At 57.8% G+C, this 18,210-nt stretch carries 14 protein-coding genes and 3 tRNA genes; 10 read left to right on the forward strand and 7 right to left on the reverse strand.

What is annotated here, in order from left to right; translation table 11 throughout:
- The first annotated feature begins 74 nt into the window (after nt 1-74).
- Nucleotides 75-1,328, forward strand: coding sequence for a DsbA family protein (locus ACR3EG_RS09355; protein WP_480495139.1), 1,254 nt, complete (start codon nt 75-77; stop codon nt 1,326-1,328).
- A gap of 188 nt (nt 1,329-1,516) precedes the next feature.
- Here the strand turns inward: ACR3EG_RS09355 and gyrA are convergent, their stop codons facing one another.
- Nucleotides 1,517-4,252 carry a DNA gyrase subunit A gene (gyrA, locus tag ACR3EG_RS09360; RefSeq protein ID WP_480495141.1) on the reverse strand — a complete coding sequence of 912 codons (2,736 nt, stop codon included), beginning with the start codon at nt 4,250-4,252 and terminating at the stop codon, nt 1,517-1,519.
- 194 nt (nt 4,253-4,446) lie between these two features.
- Here gyrA and ACR3EG_RS09365 point away from each other — a divergent pair, with 194 nt between their 5' ends.
- Nucleotides 4,447-4,716 (forward strand): usg protein, encoded by a 270-nt coding sequence (locus ACR3EG_RS09365; RefSeq protein ID WP_480495143.1) that lies wholly within the window; start codon nt 4,447-4,449, stop codon nt 4,714-4,716.
- Nucleotides 4,717-4,720: 4 nt separating this feature from the next.
- Here the strand turns inward: ACR3EG_RS09365 and ACR3EG_RS09370 are convergent, their stop codons facing one another.
- A complete protein-coding gene (locus ACR3EG_RS09370; RefSeq protein WP_480495145.1) occupies nt 4,721-6,265 on the reverse strand; it encodes a caspase family protein in 1,545 nt (514 codons plus the stop codon).
- Between the two features lie 159 nt (nt 6,266-6,424).
- Here ACR3EG_RS09370 and ACR3EG_RS09375 point away from each other — a divergent pair, with 159 nt between their 5' ends.
- Nucleotides 6,425-7,090 carry a lipid-binding SYLF domain-containing protein gene (locus tag ACR3EG_RS09375; RefSeq protein WP_480495147.1) on the forward strand — a complete coding sequence of 222 codons (666 nt, stop codon included), beginning with the start codon at nt 6,425-6,427 and terminating at the stop codon, nt 7,088-7,090.
- Here the strand turns inward: ACR3EG_RS09375 and ACR3EG_RS09380 are convergent.
- Nucleotides 7,087-8,040 carry a radical SAM protein gene (locus ACR3EG_RS09380; protein ID WP_480495149.1) on the reverse strand — a complete coding sequence of 318 codons (954 nt, stop codon included), beginning with the start codon at nt 8,038-8,040 and terminating at the stop codon, nt 7,087-7,089. The genes ACR3EG_RS09375 and ACR3EG_RS09380 overlap by 4 nt on opposite strands.
- Before the next feature lie 163 nt (nt 8,041-8,203).
- Between ACR3EG_RS09380 and zwf the strand changes: the two genes are divergently transcribed.
- From zwf to ACR3EG_RS09400, 4 genes are all read left to right on the forward strand, one after another.
- Nucleotides 8,204-9,652 carry a glucose-6-phosphate dehydrogenase gene (gene zwf / locus ACR3EG_RS09385; RefSeq protein ID WP_480495151.1) on the forward strand — a complete coding sequence of 483 codons (1,449 nt, stop codon included), beginning with the start codon at nt 8,204-8,206 and terminating at the stop codon, nt 9,650-9,652.
- Complete coding sequence (gene pgl, locus ACR3EG_RS09390; RefSeq protein ID WP_170354309.1) at nt 9,649-10,320, forward strand: 6-phosphogluconolactonase; 672 nt, start codon at nt 9,649-9,651, stop codon at nt 10,318-10,320. Before zwf ends, pgl begins: the two co-directional genes overlap by 4 nt.
- Before the next feature lie 4 nt (nt 10,321-10,324).
- Nucleotides 10,325-11,932 carry a glucose-6-phosphate isomerase gene (pgi, locus tag ACR3EG_RS09395; RefSeq protein WP_480495153.1) on the forward strand — a complete coding sequence of 536 codons (1,608 nt, stop codon included), beginning with the start codon at nt 10,325-10,327 and terminating at the stop codon, nt 11,930-11,932.
- Nucleotides 11,933-12,081: 149 nt separating this feature from the next.
- A complete protein-coding gene (locus ACR3EG_RS09400) occupies nt 12,082-13,701 on the forward strand; it encodes a long-chain-fatty-acid--CoA ligase (protein WP_480495155.1) in 1,620 nt (539 codons plus the stop codon).
- Nucleotides 13,702-13,721: 20 nt separating this feature from the next.
- On the opposite strand, the gene ACR3EG_RS09405 is transcribed toward ACR3EG_RS09400, so the two are convergent.
- From ACR3EG_RS09405 to ACR3EG_RS09415, 3 genes are all read right to left on the reverse strand, one after another.
- Nucleotides 13,722-13,796: transfer RNA gene (locus ACR3EG_RS09405), tRNA-Asn, on the reverse strand.
- Nucleotides 13,797-13,926: 130 nt separating this feature from the next.
- Nucleotides 13,927-14,001: transfer RNA gene (locus tag ACR3EG_RS09410), tRNA-Asn, on the reverse strand.
- 75 nt (nt 14,002-14,076) lie between these two features.
- The gene (locus tag ACR3EG_RS09415) at nt 14,077-14,991 is read right to left on the reverse strand and encodes an MBL fold metallo-hydrolase (protein WP_480495933.1); all 915 of its coding nucleotides are present in this window, start codon (nt 14,989-14,991) and stop codon (nt 14,077-14,079) included.
- Between the two features lie 44 nt (nt 14,992-15,035).
- Between ACR3EG_RS09415 and ACR3EG_RS09420 the strand changes: the two genes are divergently transcribed.
- Nucleotides 15,036-16,355, forward strand: coding sequence for an ATP-binding protein (locus ACR3EG_RS09420; RefSeq protein WP_480495157.1), 1,320 nt, complete (start codon nt 15,036-15,038; stop codon nt 16,353-16,355).
- A 2-nt stretch (nt 16,356-16,357) separates the two neighbouring features.
- Here ACR3EG_RS09420 and ACR3EG_RS09425 read toward each other — a convergent pair.
- Nucleotides 16,358-16,434 (reverse strand) — tRNA-Ile (locus ACR3EG_RS09425).
- A 107-nt stretch (nt 16,435-16,541) separates the two neighbouring features.
- Between ACR3EG_RS09425 and purM the strand changes: the two genes are divergently transcribed.
- Nucleotides 16,542-17,588, forward strand: a complete 1,047-nt coding sequence (gene purM, locus ACR3EG_RS09430; protein WP_480495159.1) for a phosphoribosylformylglycinamidine cyclo-ligase — start codon at nt 16,542-16,544, stop codon at nt 17,586-17,588.
- On the forward strand, nt 17,585-18,181 hold the full coding sequence (gene purN, locus ACR3EG_RS09435; RefSeq protein ID WP_480495161.1) for a phosphoribosylglycinamide formyltransferase: 597 nt from the start codon (nt 17,585-17,587) through the stop codon (nt 18,179-18,181). The genes purM and purN overlap by 4 nt, the downstream gene beginning before the upstream one ends.
- Nucleotides 18,182-18,210: the final 29 nt, after the last annotated feature.

The following is an 18,210-nucleotide window of genomic DNA, read 5'->3' on the forward strand; positions in this document are numbered from 1 at the left end:
ACGTTCTTGTGTTGAGGCATGGGAATTCCCGCCTCAACCGATAAACTATCCCGGATATGTTCTGGGAGGAGCGCATGTCGTTCAGAAATAAGGTCAAATCCCACGCTGCCGTCGTCCTGACAAGCGAGGGATTGCAAAGCGCACGCCGAACGGTGCGGGAAACACGTCGACGGCTAAGCGGCACACCTCATGTCGTTCAATACTTCCACGACGTGAGAGATCCTTATTGTCACCTGAGTGTGCAACTTCTTGGCCAACTTCGCGACAAATATGACGTGCGGATCGAACCGCATCTCATGTCGCGTCCGACATCGGATATCCTGCCTGCGCCAGAACAATATCGGCACAACGTCTTGCTGGATTCTGTGAGGTGGGCAAAACGATTGGGTTTGAATGCGCCGGGGAATATTTCGCCTGAAGGTCCGGCATTTGATCTGGCCGAGCGGCGGCTTGCAGCCGAGCTGAACGGGGTAGATTTTGTCAAAGCGGCTTCGCAGATTAGCCAAATGCTTTGGTCAGCCAAGGACATACCCGATGGGCCGCAGGCCGATCCGATACAGGCGCGTGCAGATGGCGATCGGGCGTTGCAGGCCGCGGGGCATTATCTGGGTGGTACGGTTTCCTATGGTGGTGAATGCTATTGGGGGCCAGACCGGCTCGCCTATTTGGAAACTCGGCTTGAGGCGCTTGGGCTGGGGCAAGCAAACCCGTTTATCGTGCCCGAGGTCAGCGAACCCACGCTCGATGCTGCGGGACAGGAACTGGAGTTCTTCTTTTCTTTCCGCAGCCCTTATTCCTACCTCGCATTTGATCGCGTCCGGGATCTGACGGCCCGATCGAATGCGAAACTGATCCTTCGACCCGTATTGCCGATGCTGATGCGGGGGCTTCCGGTTCCGAGCGCCAAATCCTCATACATTCTCAAGGATTGCGCCCGCGAGGCGCGACGGCTGGGCATCCCGTTTGGCCGCATCAGCGACCCGTTGGGTGCGGGGGTCGAACGTGGATACGCTTTGTTGGACCATGCCGAGGCCCAAGGGCGGCTGGCCGAGTATTGCTCGTCCTTCATGACGGCGGTCTGGTCCAAGGGGATGGATGCCAGCACCGATGCTGGGCTGGCCTATATTGTCACGGCTGCCGGTTTGGATTGGAACGCGGCGAGGGGGGAGATTGAATCCTCACACTGGCGCGACAGGGTTGAAGTCAACCAGGCCAGACTGCAGCAAATAGGTCTTTGGGGGGTTCCTAGTTTTCACCTCGTTGGTCAAAGCGTATGGGGCCAGGATCGGCTTTGGGTTCTGGTAGACCTGTTGCGTGGAAAGGCTTAGTTTCACGGCCGAACGGATTGGATTTGCGCTATAAATTGCCCGGAACATGATCGCGCAGGCCGCCCCCCAAGCGATTCCGGGTTGAGGAGATTCCTCAGCACATTCAGCCACAACACTAAGTTTCTCATTCAGAAAAAACAGCCCCGCAGCAAAAGGTGCGGGGCCGGATTTGTTGTTAGCAGTTTTGCCTATTCCTCGGCTTCTTCGTCACCTTGATCGGCGATCCATGCGACGCTAACGACCTCTTCGCCTTTCCCGGTGTTAAACACCCGCACGCCGCCTGCGCTGCGCGACCGGAAGGAAATGCCGTCGACTGGCACCCGGATCGACTGCCCCTTGGAGGTGGCCAGCATGATCTGATCGTCGATCTCGACCGGGAACGAGGCCACAAGCTCTCCGCCGCGCATGGCTTTGTCCATCGCCGCAACGCCCATGCCACCACGCCCGCGCACGGGGTAATCGTGGCTGGAGCTCAGCTTGCCCGCACCGCCCTTGGTGATCGTCAGGATCAGGTTTTCGGCGGCAGACATCTCGGCATAGCGGTCCTGCGGCAGAACGCTGTCGGCATTGCCTTCCTCGTCATCGCCCTCGGCCTCATCGGTGACACCGGCCATCAGGCGGCGCATTTTGAGGTAAGCCGCGCGCTCGTCCGAGCTGGCGTCGAAATGGCGGATGATCGACATTGACACCACCTCATCCTCGCCGTTCAGGCGCACGCCGCGCACACCCACCGAGGAGCGGCTGTTGAACACCCGCACATCCGTGGATGGGAAGCGGATCGCACGACCGGATTTGGTGACCAGCATCACGTCATCATCCTCGGAACAGATGCGGGCGTTGATCAGCTTGGTCTCGGCGTGTTCGTCCTCGAACTTCATGGCGATCTTGCCATTGCGCTTGACGTTGGTGAAATCCGACAGACGGTTGCGCCGTACGGTGCCCGCGCTGGTGGCGAACATGATCTGCAGGTTCTCCCATTCCTCATCCGGCACATCCACGGGCATGATCGCCGCGATGGACACCCCGGTCGGGATCGGCAGAATGTTGACGATCGCCTTGCCCTTGCCGGTCCGCCCAGATTGCGGCAGGCGCCAGGTCTTGAGCTTGTAGACCATGCCGTCGGTCGTGAAGAACAAAAGCTGCGTATGGGTGTTGGCCACAAAGAGGGTGGTGACCACGTCCTCTTCCTTGGTCTGCATCCCCGACAGGCCCTTGCCACCACGCTTTTGCGCCCGGAAATCGGCCAGCGGCGTGCGCTTGATATAACCGCCCGAGGTGACGGTCACGACCATGTCTTCACGCTCGATCAGGTCTTCGTCTTCCATGTCGCCGGACCAGTCGACGATCTCGGTGCGACGCGGCACGGCGAACTGATCGCGCACTTCGCGCAGCTCATCGCCGATGATCGACATGATACGCTCACGCGAGGACAGAATATCCAGGTATTCCTTGATTTTGGCGGCCAGTTGCTCCAGCTCATCCGTGACCTCTTTGACGCCCAGTTGAGTCAGGCGCTGCAGGCGCAGTTCGAGGATCGCGCGGGCCTGAACTTCGGTCAGGTTATAGGTGCCATCATCGTTCATCTTGGACAGAGGGTCGTCGATCAGGCGCAAATAGCCCTCGATCTCGGCCGCAGGCCAGCGACGGGTCATCAGCTTTTCGCGCGCTTCGGCGGCGTCGGCGGATGACCGGATCGTGGCGACCACTTCGTCCACGTTCGACACGGCCACGGCCAGACCACACAGGATGTGGCTGCGTTCCCGCGCTTTGCGCAGGTCATAGGCGGTCCGGCGGGCGACGACGTCTTCGCGGAAGTCGATGAACGACGTCAGGAACCGGCGCAGGGTCAACTGCTCGGGCCGACCGCCATTCAGGGCCAGCATGTTGCAGCCGAACGAGGTCTGCATCGGTGAGAAGCGGTACAGCTGATTGAGCACCACTTCGGGCGTTGCATCGCGTTTCAGTTCGACCACGACGCGCACGCCGTTGCGGTCGGACTCGTCCTGCACATGGGCCACGCCTTCGATGCGTTTTTCGCGCACCGCTTCGGCGATCTTTTCGATCATCGAGGCTTTGTTCACCTGATAGGGGATTTCATCCACGACGATCGCATAGCGATCCTTGCGGATCTCTTCCACGCGGGTCTTGGAGCGGATGATCACGCTGCCACGGCCTTCCAGATAAGCCTTGCGCGCACCGGACCGACCCAGCATGACGCCTCCGGTCGGAAAATCGGGTCCGGGGACGTATTCAATCAGTTGTTCCGACGTCAGGTCTGGATCGTCGATCAGCGCAAGTGTGGCGTCGACCACTTCGCCCAGATTGTGCGGAGGGATATTCGTCGCCATGCCAACAGCAATACCGCCGGCACCATTGACCAGCATGTTGGGGAAACGGGCGGGCAGGACGGTCGGCTCTTTATCCTTGCCGTCATAGTTGTCCTGAAAATCGACCGTCTCTTTTTCGATATCGGCCAGCAGAGAGGCGGCGGGCTTGTCCATCCGCACTTCGGTATATCGCATGGCCGCCGGGTTATCGCCGTCCATCGAGCCAAAGTTGCCCTGACCATCCAGTAGCGGCAGTGACATCGAGAAATCCTGCGCCATCCGCACCAGCGCGTCATAAATCGCGCTGTCGCCGTGCGGGTGGTATTTACCCATCACATCGCCGACCGGACGGGCCGATTTGCGATAGGCCTTGTCATGGGTGTTACCGGTTTCGTGCATCGCATACAGAATCCGCCGATGCACCGGTTTCAGCCCGTCGCGCAAATCGGGGATCGCGCGGCTGACGATGACCGACATGGCATAATCCAGATAGGACGTGCGCATCTCGGATTCGATAGACACCGTCGGACCGTCATAAACGGGGCGCTCGGGCGGGGTTTCATCCATGTTTTCTGGGGTTTCTGGCGTATCGCTCACGTAAACTGCCCGATCTTTGGCTTGGGTCTATATCTTGTGGATGCACTCTATCAGACCCGGCACATAAGGTGCAAGCAAGCTGATCATTTCCGCCGAAAAAGCCAGGGTAACAGTTGGGTAACATATTGTTATCCAAGTATTAGGGGGTTTCCGTGTTACCCTGAAGAGACCTTGCAATACACTTGGAGGTCTGCATGGCGCAAAGCGAAACCGAATTGATGCTGAAAGGGTACGGGCTGACGACGGCGGAATTCTTCTATCACATGCCCGACTATATTCACGTTCTGAACACGTTCATCTGGCAGGATTACGATCTTGCCCCGGACCATCCGAAACTGTTCGATTTCATCGAATTCTGGCAGCGCGAGATCGACGGCCCGCTGCATTCCGTGCGCTATACGCATCGCAAGATGATCGCGCCGGGCGAATGGCGCAACATAGTGGGTGAGTTTCGAGTAAACTAGCGGATCAGCCGACCCGCCATGCATAGACTGAGCAGCCGGTTGAACCGCTGCCTGTAAAGCTGTTGCCATCTTCGGACAGGCGTCCACGCCAAGTCACCGTTATGCCCGGAAAGTAATCTGTCCCGCTGAGTTGCTGATCGTTCAGAAAGACCACAGTGTTGGCGTTCTGTCCCAATGAATCGGTGAGGCTTCCGGTATACTTATTCCCGCCCGCTTTGGCATAATTGATTGTTCCCGTAACCTTGATGACCAAGGCGCAGGTCGCTTTGTATTTCCAGCTTCCGGTCAGGGTCACAGCCGGTGCTGTCGGAGTTCGGGCAGAGGCCACGGCTTTGCAAACCGTTCCGCTTTTTGCGTCAAGCTCCTCTAGCGCGTGTTTCGTGCCCAGATCATCAGCGCCCAGTTCCGAGCCACTGGCGGACAGATAGTTGGCAAAAGCGCGTCGGGTTCTAGGGCCTGCGATTCCGTCCGCTCCACCGGCGCTACATCCAAGCCTATTCAATGCAGCTTGTGTTTCGCGCATGACCTTAATGTCATCGGAGACAACTGGCAGCTCATCGTCGCCGGGAACAGTGTCATCGGTCTGCGTTAAGGTATCTGAGCTGACCAAAACCTCTCGGAGTTGCAGTGCAACTTGATAGGAATAGTCATCAGATTGATCCGAGTAGTTTTCGAGAAACGTGTCGAAAGCGGCAATCGTGCCGACGGACCGCGCAATGCTCAGATCGGCGCGAATATCCGTTGCGGGCACCGCTGCGGCTGCTGTTGTCTCCAGAGCGGCGGGCGTGAAATAGAAATCACCCAGCAATTCGTCATAATACGCAGGGACTTGGTTATGCTGAACAGTCCGCGACAGATCACGCACTTCGGTACGCAGGTCGGCGACCATACTGCGCAATTCCAGCCCAGGTTCCGACAGACGCGGCAGCAGGGCGCGGGTGAACACCGAGTTTTGCGCCGCGTCCTCATCGCTCAGCCGGTCTAGGGCCATTTGACCGGCGCCAGCCGAGAAAATCACGAACATCCCTTGCGGCGTGTTGATCCGACCAAGACCACGTGTTCCGCCGATGCTGCGCCCATTCGTCGTTTCAAAAGGGTTGTCGCGGCATGCATCGATGATCGCAATAGAGGTCCGCGCACCAGTGGCACGCACACGATCCAACAGGCTCGACAGGGCTATGGACTCGGCTTTTACAAAGCCGGTCTCGCCGGACGTGGGGGTTACAATGTCGGTCGGCAGCAGATAGTTCTCTCCGTCGATTTCAACGCCATGTCCTGCGAAGAAAACAAACGCGGTATCGCCCGCATCCAATTGGGATGTGAACTCTGAAATGCGCTGATTCATGCCGCGACGATCAAGGTTGAGGCCGGTGATTGTCTGGAAGCCCAAACCTTGCAGTTTTTCCGAAACTGCCTCGGCATCGGCCACGGCCTTTTGCAAATCGACCACCGTATCGTAGCTGTCATTTCCGATGACGAGGGCCAGACGCTCTTGCGCGAACAAGGGCATGCCAATGAACGCAAACCAAACGATCCAAAACCATTTCATCCGGGCTACCTTTCATCAGTCGACCTGCGGAAAACATAGCGTGTAGTAGTGAAAAGGTCAGTGACTTCGATTACATTGCCTTGTCGGGCATGGATCGTAGATTTTGAAGCGTGTTTGCTTATGATCTGTTTTCAAGAGTGACCGTTCGAGGAGGAGCAGATGAACAGGTTAAGTTTCGTGATCGCAGTCGCGACCATGTTGGGCAGTCCGGTTTTGGCGGACGGCATAATGGGAAACCTGAAAAAAGGGGCCGAAAAGGTCGGGCAAACTGTCGGCAAAGGTGTCGATGCGGTTGGTGATGCCGTAGATTCGACCACTGAACTTTTGTCAAACGAGGCTACGCCGGAAGAAACGCGTGCCAAGTTGGACGCTATGGCCAGCCAGATTTTGGACCAGCTCATGGTCGAAAACCCACAGGCTCAGGCGCTATATGAAGTAAGCGCAGGGTATGCTGTGTTTGATTCCCGCAAAGTCACTGTATTCCCGGTTGCCGCTGGTTACGGGCGTGGGGTGGCCGTTTCGAAAGAAACGGGCGACCACACCTATATGAACATGGGCACGGGCGGTGTCGGGGCTGCGCTAGGCATTGGCGGATTTGAAACGAAATATGTGATCCTGTTCGAAACTCAGGCAGATTTGGACAAGTTTATCGACCAAGGATACGATGCAACTGCAGAAACCGAAGCCATGCACGGCTACGAAAAAGAGGGCGAGACCCTGCGTTTTACCGATGGGAGGTCATTCTTTGTCCTCAGCAAAAAAGGCTGGCGCGTGTCCGCAGGGGCTTCGGGAACTAAATACTGGAAGTCTCCCGAACTGAATTAGCCGGAACAGCTCGCACCGCCCAACACGCAAAACTTGGCGCAATGAGGATGGTTCAGATGCACGTCCGCTTCGGCTTCGGCCAGAGTGGACCCCATTTCGAACTCGGGCTCATACGCCAACAAGGTGCAGGCCAGAACCGCGGGCTTTTCCGCGCCCTTGCGCTTTACGACCATCCGCGCATTTGAACACATGACGGCTTCGGGGGATTTGTCCAGAATGCCCCAGCAGGCCGTCGTGATCTCGGGTACTTCGATGGTTTCATCCATTTCGGGGAACAGAACGGTTTGTGCCGGGTTTTGTGCGTCAATATCAAACCCGTGTTGCTGGAAGAATGACGCATATCCGGCCCGGCTGTCAGCGTCACTGTCGCCCCACACGGTACGACCGGCAACCGCCATCTGAAACCCGTTGTCGCGCAGCCACTCCATGCCGGTAACAGTCTTGGCAAAGCTGCCTTTGCCGCGCTCTTCATCATGCAGGGCTGGGTTGTAGTGGTCGACGGAAATCCGAAGGGTCAGCTTTTCCCCATAATCCTGCTGCAACGCCAGCAGTCCTTCGCGCATCTTCCGGCGCATCATTGGCACCATCGCATTGGTCAGAATCAAAACCTCATAACCGCGCTCCAGAGCGGCGCGGGTCATGTCGATCATCTCGGGGTTCATGAATGGCTCGCCGCCGGTAAAGCCGATCTCGCGTATGGGCCAGTTGCGCTGTTCGATCTGGTCCAGATAGTCGCGCACTTCGTCAGCAGTGATATAGACCAGTGCGTCATTGGTCGGGCTGCTGAGGATATAGCAGTTCTGGCATTCGATGTTGCACAAGGTACCAGTGTTGAACCACAACGTTTCGGGGTTCTTCAACGCCACCGTCGCACGGGTTTGCCCGTCCGCTGTTACCAACTTGTCCTGAAATTTGCCGATATTGGCGCTGCTTGGGGCGTTGTCTTTCATTCCGGTATCCGGTTCTTTGAAGTCATGTCACTGACTTAGCTGTTTGATGTGGGTTCGTTAAGTGCGACATCAACGACCTGACATAGTTTTGAAGATGAGGATAATGGCCCTGATGATTGCGCTAACATTGGACATCACCCAGAGGGCAAGGTAAGGAAAACACATGGTTTCTCGTGTTATCCCTGTTGATCCGTTCGACCTGGTCATATTTGGCGGAACCGGTGATCTTGCGCAGCGCAAGATCCTGCCGGCACTGTTTCGCCGGTTTTGCGCCGGGCAATGGGCCGAGGGCGCGCAACTCATCGGGGCTGCGCGGACCAATTATGACAGCGTTTCGTTTCGAAAAGTCGTCCGCGAATCGCTTTTGAAATTCGCTGCAAAGCAGTGCAAAAACGGTCCTGCGTTAGAGGCATTTTTGCAGCGTATTGATTATGTCTCGCTAGACGGCTCGTCAAAGGATGGGTGGGCGCAATTGGCGGACAAGCTCAAACCCGAGCGGGTCCGGGCGTTCTACTTTTCAGTAGGGCCAAACCTGTTCGGACCCTTGGCCGAAAGGATCGAGGCTCATGACCTGATTTCGCCATTGACGCGGATTGTGGTGGAAAAACCTTTTGGCCATGATCTTGCCAGTGCTCAGGCGCTGAACGCGACATTGGCCGCTTATTTCTCGGAAAAACAGATTTACCGGATCGATCACTACCTTGGAAAAGAGACGGTCCAGAACCTGATGGCCGTGCGCTTTGGAAACATGCTGTTCGAACCGCTCTGGAACAGTCAATATGTCGATCACATCCAGATAACGGTGGCCGAGTCCGTCGGGATTTACGGGCGCGAAGAGTATTACGAGCGCGCGGGTGCGATGCGTGACATGATGCAGAACCACCTGATGCAGTTGTTGTGCCTGATCGCGATGGAGCCTCCGGCGAAGTTTGACCCCGACGCCGTGCGGGACGAAAAACTCAAGGTGATCCGCGCTCTGGACCCGGTCGAGCCCCATCATATCGTTCGCGGCCAGTTCGAGGATGAAGGTACCGGGTATCGCCAAATCGTGGGCAATCCGCGCTCGACCACGGAAAGCTATGTGGCGCTGAAGGCGCATGTCAGCAATTGGCGATGGGCGGGCACTCCATTCTATTTGCGCACCGGCAAGCGGTTGGTTGCGCGGTCTTCGGTGATCAACGTTATGTTCAAGGACGCGCCGCACTCGATCTTTGGCGCTGACGCCGGCCGGCACGCGAATGTCTTGTCGATCCGGCTGCAGCCAAACGAAGGCATCACCTTGAAGGTGACGATCAAAGAGCCGGGGCCGGGCGGTATGCGTTTGGTCGACGTGCCGCTGGACATGAGTTTTGCCGAGGCGTTGGGGCCGGAAAATCAGGACCCACCCGACGCGTATGAGCGGTTGGTGATGGACGTCATACGCGGCAACCAGACCCTGTTCATGCGCGGCGATGAGGTCGAGGCCGCATGGGCCTGGACCGATCCGGTTATTGCGGGTTGGCAGGCGCGCGGCGATGTGCCGAAACCATATGATAGTGGCAGCACAGGTCCGGGCGACGCCGAGCTGCTGATGAAACGAGACGGTCGCCGCTGGCAAGGAATAAACCCATGAAAATTCAGGAATACCCCGACCGGGACATGCTGGCTATCGACGTTGCCAACGCGTTGGCCGGAGAGCTTGAGGCCGCCTTGCTGCACCATGACATGGTCTCGTTCGCGGTGCCCGGCGGCACCACGCCGGGGCCGATCTTTGACGGATTGTGCGCCGCTGATCTGGAGTGGGACCGCGTTCGCATCCTGCCCACCGATGAACGCTGCGTCCCCGGTGACAGCGAGCGTTCGAATGAACGACTGATCCGTCAACGCTTACTGACAAATCGCGCTTCGGTCGCGCAATATGTTCCCCTGTATGTCGACGGTAAAGACCCGGACGCAGTTCTGCCCGAGATCGAAAGCCTTATCTCCCCGGTTCTGCCCTTGTCTGTCCTGGTTCTGGGCATGGGCGAGGACATGCACACTGCCTCGCTGTTTCCGGGGATGGAGGGGCTTGCCGCTGCCTTGGACAGTCACGCACCGCCGCTGGCCGTTGCGCGTACACAGACCCAGCCCGAAGCGCGCATTTCGCTGACGGCACCCGTACTGGACGGAGCGCTGTCCAAGCATCTGGTTATTTTCGGCGCGGCCAAGCGCGACGCTTTGAACAAGGCGATGGCCTTGCCACCGGAAGAGGCACCGATTGGTGCTGTTCTCAGCGGTATGACAGTTCATTGGGCGGAGTGAGGCGATGAAACTGGATGATCTCAAGGGTCTGTCGGGCGACACTAAGACCATTCTGCAGCTTTTCGATCAGGACCCCGACCGGGCGCAGGCGTTTTCAACCTCGACCGGTGATTTGTTGTTCGACTATTCAAAGACCCAGATTGACGCCGATATTTGCACAGCTCTGATTGGTCTTTGCGACCAATCGAATCTGGCTGATCGTCGTGACGCCATGTTCTCGGGCGCTAAGATCAACGAAACCGAAGGCCGCGCAGTTTTGCATACAGCGCTGCGTAACCTCGACGGTGGCCCGGTCCAGGTCGACGGGCTGGATGTCATGCCCGACGTTCTGGACACTCTGCAACAGATGCGGGTCTTTGCTGAAGAAGTGCGTGGGGGAACCTATGCTGGGGCAGGGGGCAGTTTTACCGATGTGGTGAATATCGGCATTGGCGGGTCCGATTTGGGGCCGGTGATGGCGACGCATGCGCTGTCGCCGTATCACGACGGCCCTCGGCTACACTATGTATCCAATGTGGATGGGGCGCATATCGCGGATATTCTGCGCCAGCTGGACCCGACGCGTACTCTGGTGATTGTTGCCTCGAAAACCTTCACAACGATCGAAACCATGACCAATGCCCGTACGGCACGGGCTTGGATGTCCGAGGGGGGCGGCGATCCGGCACGCCAATTCGCTGCCGTCTCAAGCGCCATGGACAAAACCCGGGCCTTTGGCATTCCCGAAGAGCGCGTGTTCGGGTTTGCCGATTGGGTCGGCGGGCGATACTCGGTTTGGGGGCCGGTGGGCTTGCCGGTGATGATCGCCGTGGGATCGAACGCGTTTGACGCATTCCTGCGCGGCGCTCAGTCGATGGACGTTCATTTCCGAGCCGCCGATTGGATCGAGAATATGCCGGTGATGCTGGCCCTTGTGGGTATATGGCATCGGCAAGTGCAGGGGCACGCCAGCCGAGCGGTTTTGCCCTATGATCAACGTCTTCTGCGTCTGCCCGCCTATTTCCAACAGCTTGAGATGGAGTCGAACGGCAAATCCGTCGCGATGGATGGTTCAACCTTGGATGTACCCTCGGGGCCTGTGGTCTGGGGGGAACCCGGAACCAACGGTCAGCATGCCTTTTACCAACTGATCCACCAAGGCACCGATGTGATCCCGTGCGAGTTCATGGTCGCAGCCCAAGGACACGAGCCTGAATTGGCCCATCATCATCGCTTGTTGCTGTCCAACTGTCTGGCGCAATCCGAGGCATTAATGCGAGGTCGATCCTTGGAGGAGGCGCGAAACCGGATGGCCGCCAAGGGGCTGGACGGGGCGGAGCTAGAACGTCAGGCGCGCCACCGTGTCTTTCCCGGTAATCGTCCGTCGACCACGTTGATCTATCCGCAGCTTACACCGTTTGTGCTTGGTCAGATCATTGCGCTTTATGAACACCGTGTATTTGTCGAAGGTGTTCTGCTGGGTATCAACTCGTTCGATCAATGGGGTGTCGAACTGGGTAAAGAGCTTGCGACCTCGCTGGGTCCGATCGTGGACGGAGAGGAAGACACCGCTGGAAAAGATGGTTCGACTGCCGCATTGGTCGAATACGCGTTGCGACACCGGGCTGAGTAACCCTCTGCTTGCCGCCGTGCGGGCGCACAAACATGTTGTAAGGCAATGGATTGCTTGGCAGGGTTTTCCCAATCACTTGGTCTTTCAACTGGCCGAGCTAATATGTGATGCCGCCGACAAGAAGCGGTATCAATAAAGGGAGGATGTCCATGCTAGGACAAATGATGACGCAGCCGCTGCTGATCTCGTCGCTCATTGTGCACGCGGATCGGTACCACGGCCAGACCGAGATCATCTCGGTCGAGACAGACGGGTCGGTGACTGAAAGCAACTGGTCACAAGTGTCCAAGAACGCGCGCAAGCTGGCGTCGGCGCTGACGGCACTGGGGCTAGAGCCTCAAGCGCGGATCGGTACACTGGCATGGAACAATCGTCGGCATCTTGAAATCTATTATGGAACCTCTGGTGCCGGGTTTGTCTGTCATACGATCAACCCCCGCCTTTTCCCTGAACAGCTGACTTACATCATCAACCACGCGCAGGACCGTGTGCTGTTCTTCGACGCGACCTTTATTCCTCTGGTCGCGGCGCTGAAGGACCATCTGACCGAGGTCAAACACTTTGTTCTGATGGGACCGCGAAACGAGGATGTGATTGCCCAAGTCCCCGGCGTGCAGTTTTATGACGAGCTGATCGAGACAGGCGATGCGGGCTTCGAATGGCCGAGTTTTGACGAAAACACTGCATCCAGCCTGTGTTACACCTCTGGCACGACCGGAAACCCCAAAGGGGTGCTGTATTCCCATCGCTCGACTGTTTTGCATAGTTTTGGTTCGAACACGCGCGACGTGATCGGGTATTCGGCGATGGATGTGGTTATGCCTGTAGTGCCGATGTTCCATGTGAACGCGTGGGGCTCACCCTATGCTTGTGCCATGTCGGGGTCTCGCATGGTTCTGCCTGGGCCGGATCTGCATGGTGAAGCATTGGTCAAGCTGATCGACGCTTATGGTGTGACGCTTGCTATGGGGGTTCCGACGATCTGGCAGGGCTTGTTGGCCTATGCACAGAAATCGGGCAGCAAGTTGGACAGCCTTGAACGCACTGTGATCGGCGGCGCCGCGTGCCCACCGTCGATGATTGAGACATTCCGCGAAACCTATGGCGTGGACACGGTTCATGCTTGGGGCATGAGCGAAATGAGCCCGCTTGGAACCGCGAATTATCCCTTGGCAAAGCATGGTAACCTGCCAATCGAAGAACAACACAAGCTGCGCGAAAGCCAGGGACGCCCGTGTTATGGGGTCGAACTGAAGATCGTGGACGATGACGGGAACGAACTTCCAAATGATGGGGAAACGCAAGGTGACCTGATGGTTCGCGGCCATTGGGTTTTGGATAACTATTTCCAGATGCAGGATGATGATCTGCTGCAGGATGGTTGGTTTGCTACTGGCGATGTCGCCACGCTGGACCCAGACGGTTACATGACCATTCGGGACCGATCCAAAGACATCATCAAGTCGGGTGGCGAGTGGATCAGCTCGGTTGAGCTGGAAAACATCGCCGTGGCTCATCCCAAACTTGCTACGGCTGCCGTCATCGGCGTTCCCCACCCGAAATGGGATGAACGTCCTTTACTTGTTGCGGTCAAGGCTGAAGGCCAAGACCCAAGTGAAGATGAGCTGTTGGCGTTTTTTGACGGTAAGATTGCCAAATGGCAGGTGCCGGACAAGGTGGTCTTTGTCGATGCACTGCCGCTGAACGCGACGGGAAAGGTGCTTAAACGCAACCTGCGCGCAGATTTTGAAAACGCACTGACAGCTTAGGTCTGCAGAACTAGAGAGAATGGCTCCGGCGGTAGGGATCGAACCTACGACCAATTGATTAACAGTCAACTGCTCTACCGCTGAGCTACGCCGGAACGGTTCGCGCCGTATAGCAATCACAATCTCTGCCGTCCAGAGGGGAGAGGGAAGTTTTTTTGACGAAAAAAACTCGACCGCAGGACGACGATCGTTTCATGCCAAATCAGTGTGCCTTCGAAGGGGATTTGGCTCCGGCGGTAGGGATCGAACCTACGACCAATTGATTAACAGTCAACTGCTCTACCGCTGAGCTACGCCGGAACTGAAGGCCGTATAGCAACCCCGAAAATTGCCGTCCAGAGGGGAAAGACCCGAAATAACGAAAAATTTTTCTGATCATGCAATTCGATGGAATTCGGCTTCTACAGCCAGGTTTCCCTTCGGATAAGCCATTGATCTGACAGTTAAATCTACCAAATGAGCGAACACGTTACGTTCGGCGGCAGGAAGCAGCGCTTTGGGAGTTTCGATGTAGATTCGCTCGGCCAATTGTCTCGCCGTGCCGGGTTGATCGGCAAGCGCACCCAGAATCTGTGCCTCGCGTGTCAGGCGATGCTGTATCAGCCAATCCAACCGCGCAGCTGGGTCAGTGATAGGAGCACCGTGTCCTGCGTGAAAGGTTGACCAAGTGCGGTCGCGCAGACGGTGACAGGCTTGCATAAAGTCCGTCAGATCTCCGTCCGGGGGTGACACCAATGAGCTGGCCCATCCCATAACATGATCGGCGGTGAAACAGGTATCACCCCAGCCCAAAGCGATGTGGTTGCCCAAGTGCCCCGGGGTATGAATGACCTCTAGCTGCCACTCGTCACCTTCGATGATTTCGCCATCGGCGAGTTCGATATCTGGACGAAAGGCGGTATCGATTCCTTCGCCGCCGCCAGCCAGCCCCTGTTGTGCCAGGTCCGCCATCACCGTACTGCGTCCAGCTTCGGGACCCCCAAAAGCCAGAATCGGCGCGCCGGTGCGCCGCGCCAATGGAGCGGCGAGCGGAGAGTGATCCAGATGGGTATGCGTGACGATGATATGGCTTATGCGTTGACCCGCTTGAAGGGCGGATAGAATCGCGTCCAGATGTGTCTCGCTCATCGGTCCGGGGTCGATGATCGCGCAATCCTTTGTGCCCAGCAAATAGGTATTCGTCCCGCGATACGTCATCGGCGACGGGTTCGGCGCCAGAATGCGTCTAAGCCCGGCTTGCAATTCGACCGCTTGGCCGGGCGGTGGGTTGAAATCATCGGGGGCCTGCATTCTGCGCTCTTTCTCTTGTCCGATCAGCCCGTTAGGTTTAGCGCATGTCGAGTGCATGGCTCAAACCCTATATGCCGCGCAGTCTTTATGCGCGAGCGGCCCTGATACTGGTTCTGCCAGTGATCGTGCTGTTGCTCGTTGTTGGCATCGCCTTTTTGCAGAAACACCTTGAAGACGTGACTGCGCAGATGACACGCACGGCTTCCCGAGAGGTGATGCTTGTGCTTGCGACGATGCAGGATGCCGAGACCCAGCAGCAAGCCATGGCCGAGATTCGGCCTGATCTGAGCGCGCTTGAGATGAAGGTGCGTTTTCTTGGCATCAATGAACGCCCCGAAGTTGGCTACCGTCGCTGGTACGACTTCATTGCGCCGCAGGTCGATTCCGATTTGCATACCTTTCTACCCAATCTGGTGGCAATTGCGCTGCCCAGCGGGGATGAGGCGCGCCTATATTTGAATACCGATTTGGGATTGTTGCAGCTTACAATGGATCGGCGACGCTTGTCTCCGGCTGCCCCGCACCAGTTGATTGTGACGATGGTGTTTTTCGCGGTCATCATGACGTCGATATCGTTCTTGTATATGCGCAACCAACTGCGCCCGATTACACGGTTGGCTGATGCAGCCCAGGCGTTTGGCCGCGGCAGGGTCGTGCCGTACGCGCCCGGAGGCGCAATTGAGGTCAGAGCCGCTGGAAACGCTTTTCTCGATATGCGCGCCCGAATCGAGCGGCAAATGGAACAGCGCACCATGATGTTGTCAGGTGTCAGCCACGATCTGCGCACTCCCTTGACCCGTCTGAAACTGGGGCTGTCGATGTTGCCCGAAGATGAAGCCACGCCGTTGCAAAAAGACGTGGACGAAATGCAGCTGCTGCTGGACGCGTTTCTCGACTTTTCACGCGGTGCGGCGGAAGGCGCGCCCGAACAGGTGGATCCGTCTGAGTTGTTGAAACAGATCGTCAACGACGCCCAACGGGCCGGTCACACCGCTGAACTTGTCGCAACCGAAGGCTCGGGTACCGCCATGTTGCGTCCAACGTCGATCCGCCGGGCGGTCGAAAATCTGATCGGAAATGCTGTTCGATACGGAAACCGAGCTGAGGTTAGCTTGTCCGTTACCCCTAAATCTCTGCGTATCAGGGTTGAAGATGATGGGCCGGGCATTCCGCCAGAACAGCGCACCGAGGCCGTGAAACCGTTCTCGCGCCTTGACCCGGCGCGCAACCAGAATCAGGGCAGCGGTGTTGGTCTGGGGCTTGCAATTGTTGCGGATATTGCCCGCGCACACGGGGGTGTTTTGCGGCTTGGGAAAAGTGAACGCCTGGGTGGGCTCAGCGCGGATATCATCATAGGACGGTAATTTGGTAGGCCCGGCAGGACTTGAACCCGCAACCAAAGCGTTATGAGCGCTCTGCTCTAACCAATTGAGCTACAGGCCCGCCTGAGCGCTTTGAGTATCACGGTGAACGCCCGCGTCAAGCCTGACCGTTGCAACGACGGCCACAATCGACTAACCCGCGCGGGAACCATTCATAAGGGGTTGGCCATGACAGCGGGCAAGAACGGAATCACCTATGCGGACGCGGGTGTTGATATTGATGCAGGCAACGCGCTGGTCGACCGGATCAAACCTGCGGCCAAGCGGACCAACCGCTCGGGCGTGATGAGCGGGCTGGGCGGGTTTGGCGCTCTGTTCGACCTGAAAGATGCTGGATACACCGATCCTATTCTGGTGGGCGCGACCGATGGTGTGGGCACCAAACTGCGTATCGCTATTGATACCGGCGTGGTTGATGGTGTGGGCATTGATCTGGTGGCCATGTGCGTCAACGACCTGATCTGTCAGGGCGCCGAGCCGCTGTTTTTCCTCGACTACTTCGCCACCGGCAAGCTGGACACGGATACTGCCGCGCGGATCATCGAAGGCATCGCCGAGGGCTGTGTGCAGTCCGGCTGTGCCCTGATCGGTGGTGAGACGGCGGAAATGCCGGGCATGTACCCCGATGGCGATTTCGATCTGGCCGGGTTCTCGGTCGGCGCGATGGAGCGTGGCGCGCATCTGCCCGCAGGCGTGCAGCAGGGCGATGTACTGCTGGGTCTGGCGTCGAATGGGGTGCATTCCAACGGCTATTCGCTGGTGCGCAAACTGGTCGAGATTTCGGAGCTCGGCTGGGATGCCGCATCGCCGTTCAGCGACGGTACGCTGGGTGAGGCACTGCTGACGCCCACGCGTCTTTATGTCAAACAGGCACTGCAAGCGATAAGGGCCGGGGGCGTGCATGCGCTGGCCCATATCACCGGTGGCGGTCTGACAGAAAACCTGCCGCGTGTCTTGCCCGAAGGGCTGGGTGCCGGGATCGACCTGAACGCCTGGGATTTGCCGCCCGTCTTCCGCTGGATGGCCGAGACCGGCGGGATTGCCGAGACTGAGATGCTCAAGACCTTCAACTGTGGCATTGGCATGATCGTGGTTTGCGCCGAAGACCGCGCCGAAGATCTGGCCGTTCTTTTGACCGAGGCGGGCGAGAGCGTCTCGCGCATCGGCTCTGTCACTGATGCGCCCGGTGTAGCCTACACTGGCAAACTGCTGTGAGCCATAAGCGCGTTGCCATCCTGATCTCGGGCGGGGGGTCCAATATGGTGTCGCTGGTCGATTCCATGACCGGCGACCACCCCGCGCGACCCTGTCTGGTGCTGTCCAATGACGCGCAGGCCGGGGGGCTGGTCAAGGCCGCCGAACGGGGCATCCCGACGGCTTCGGTCGATCATCGCCCGTTCAAAGGCGACCGCGCTGCGTTCGAGGCAGAGCTGCTGAAACCGCTTGAGGCCGCGCAGCCTGACATCGTCTGTTTGGCCGGATTCATGCGGGTTCTGACCGGTGGTTTCGTATCGCGCTTTCAGGGGCGGATGCTGAATATCCACCCGTCACTGTTGCCGAAATACAAGGGCCTGAACACGCACGCCCGCGCGATCGAGGCAGGCGATGAGGAACATGGATGTTCGGTTCACGAGGTAACGGCGGCATTGGATGACGGTCCGATCCTTGGCCAAGCCCGTTTGCAGATTGAGCCAAACGACACACCTACGACTCTGGCGGCACGGGTTCTGGTGTGGGAACATAAGCTCTATCCAGCCGTGTTGCGCCGCTTTAGCTCTGGCGACCACACACCTGTGTTGCTGCCCTGATCGCCGCAGAGTGATTTACACGCCAGTGT

This window comes from Ruegeria sp. AM7 (genome assembly GCF_056535965.1).

What these genes read in the sequence shown, in the direction of transcription:
- ACR3EG_RS09355 (WP_480495139.1), top strand. Translation starts at nt 75, where the DNA reads ATGTCGTTCAGAAATAAGGTCAAATCCCACGCTGCCGTCGTCCTGACA.
- ACR3EG_RS09365 (WP_480495143.1), top strand. Translation starts at nt 4,447, where the DNA reads ATGGCGCAAAGCGAAACCGAATTGATGCTGAAAGGGTACGGGCTGACG.
- ACR3EG_RS09370 (WP_480495145.1), bottom strand. Translation starts at nt 6,265, where the DNA reads ATGAAATGGTTTTGGATCGTTTGGTTTGCGTTCATTGGCATGCCCTTG.
- ACR3EG_RS09375 (WP_480495147.1), top strand. Translation starts at nt 6,425, where the DNA reads ATGAACAGGTTAAGTTTCGTGATCGCAGTCGCGACCATGTTGGGCAGT.
- ACR3EG_RS09380 (WP_480495149.1), bottom strand. Translation starts at nt 8,040, where the DNA reads ATGAAAGACAACGCCCCAAGCAGCGCCAATATCGGCAAATTTCAGGAC.
- zwf (WP_480495151.1), top strand. Translation starts at nt 8,204, where the DNA reads ATGGTTTCTCGTGTTATCCCTGTTGATCCGTTCGACCTGGTCATATTT.
- pgl (WP_170354309.1), top strand. Translation starts at nt 9,649, where the DNA reads ATGAAAATTCAGGAATACCCCGACCGGGACATGCTGGCTATCGACGTT.
- pgi (WP_480495153.1), top strand. Translation starts at nt 10,325, where the DNA reads ATGAAACTGGATGATCTCAAGGGTCTGTCGGGCGACACTAAGACCATT.
- ACR3EG_RS09400 (WP_480495155.1), top strand. Translation starts at nt 12,082, where the DNA reads ATGCTAGGACAAATGATGACGCAGCCGCTGCTGATCTCGTCGCTCATT.
- ACR3EG_RS09415 (WP_480495933.1), bottom strand. Translation starts at nt 14,991, where the DNA reads ATGCAGGCCCCCGATGATTTCAACCCACCGCCCGGCCAAGCGGTCGAA.
- ACR3EG_RS09420 (WP_480495157.1), top strand. Translation starts at nt 15,036, where the DNA reads ATGTCGAGTGCATGGCTCAAACCCTATATGCCGCGCAGTCTTTATGCG.
- purM (WP_480495159.1), top strand. Translation starts at nt 16,542, where the DNA reads ATGACAGCGGGCAAGAACGGAATCACCTATGCGGACGCGGGTGTTGAT.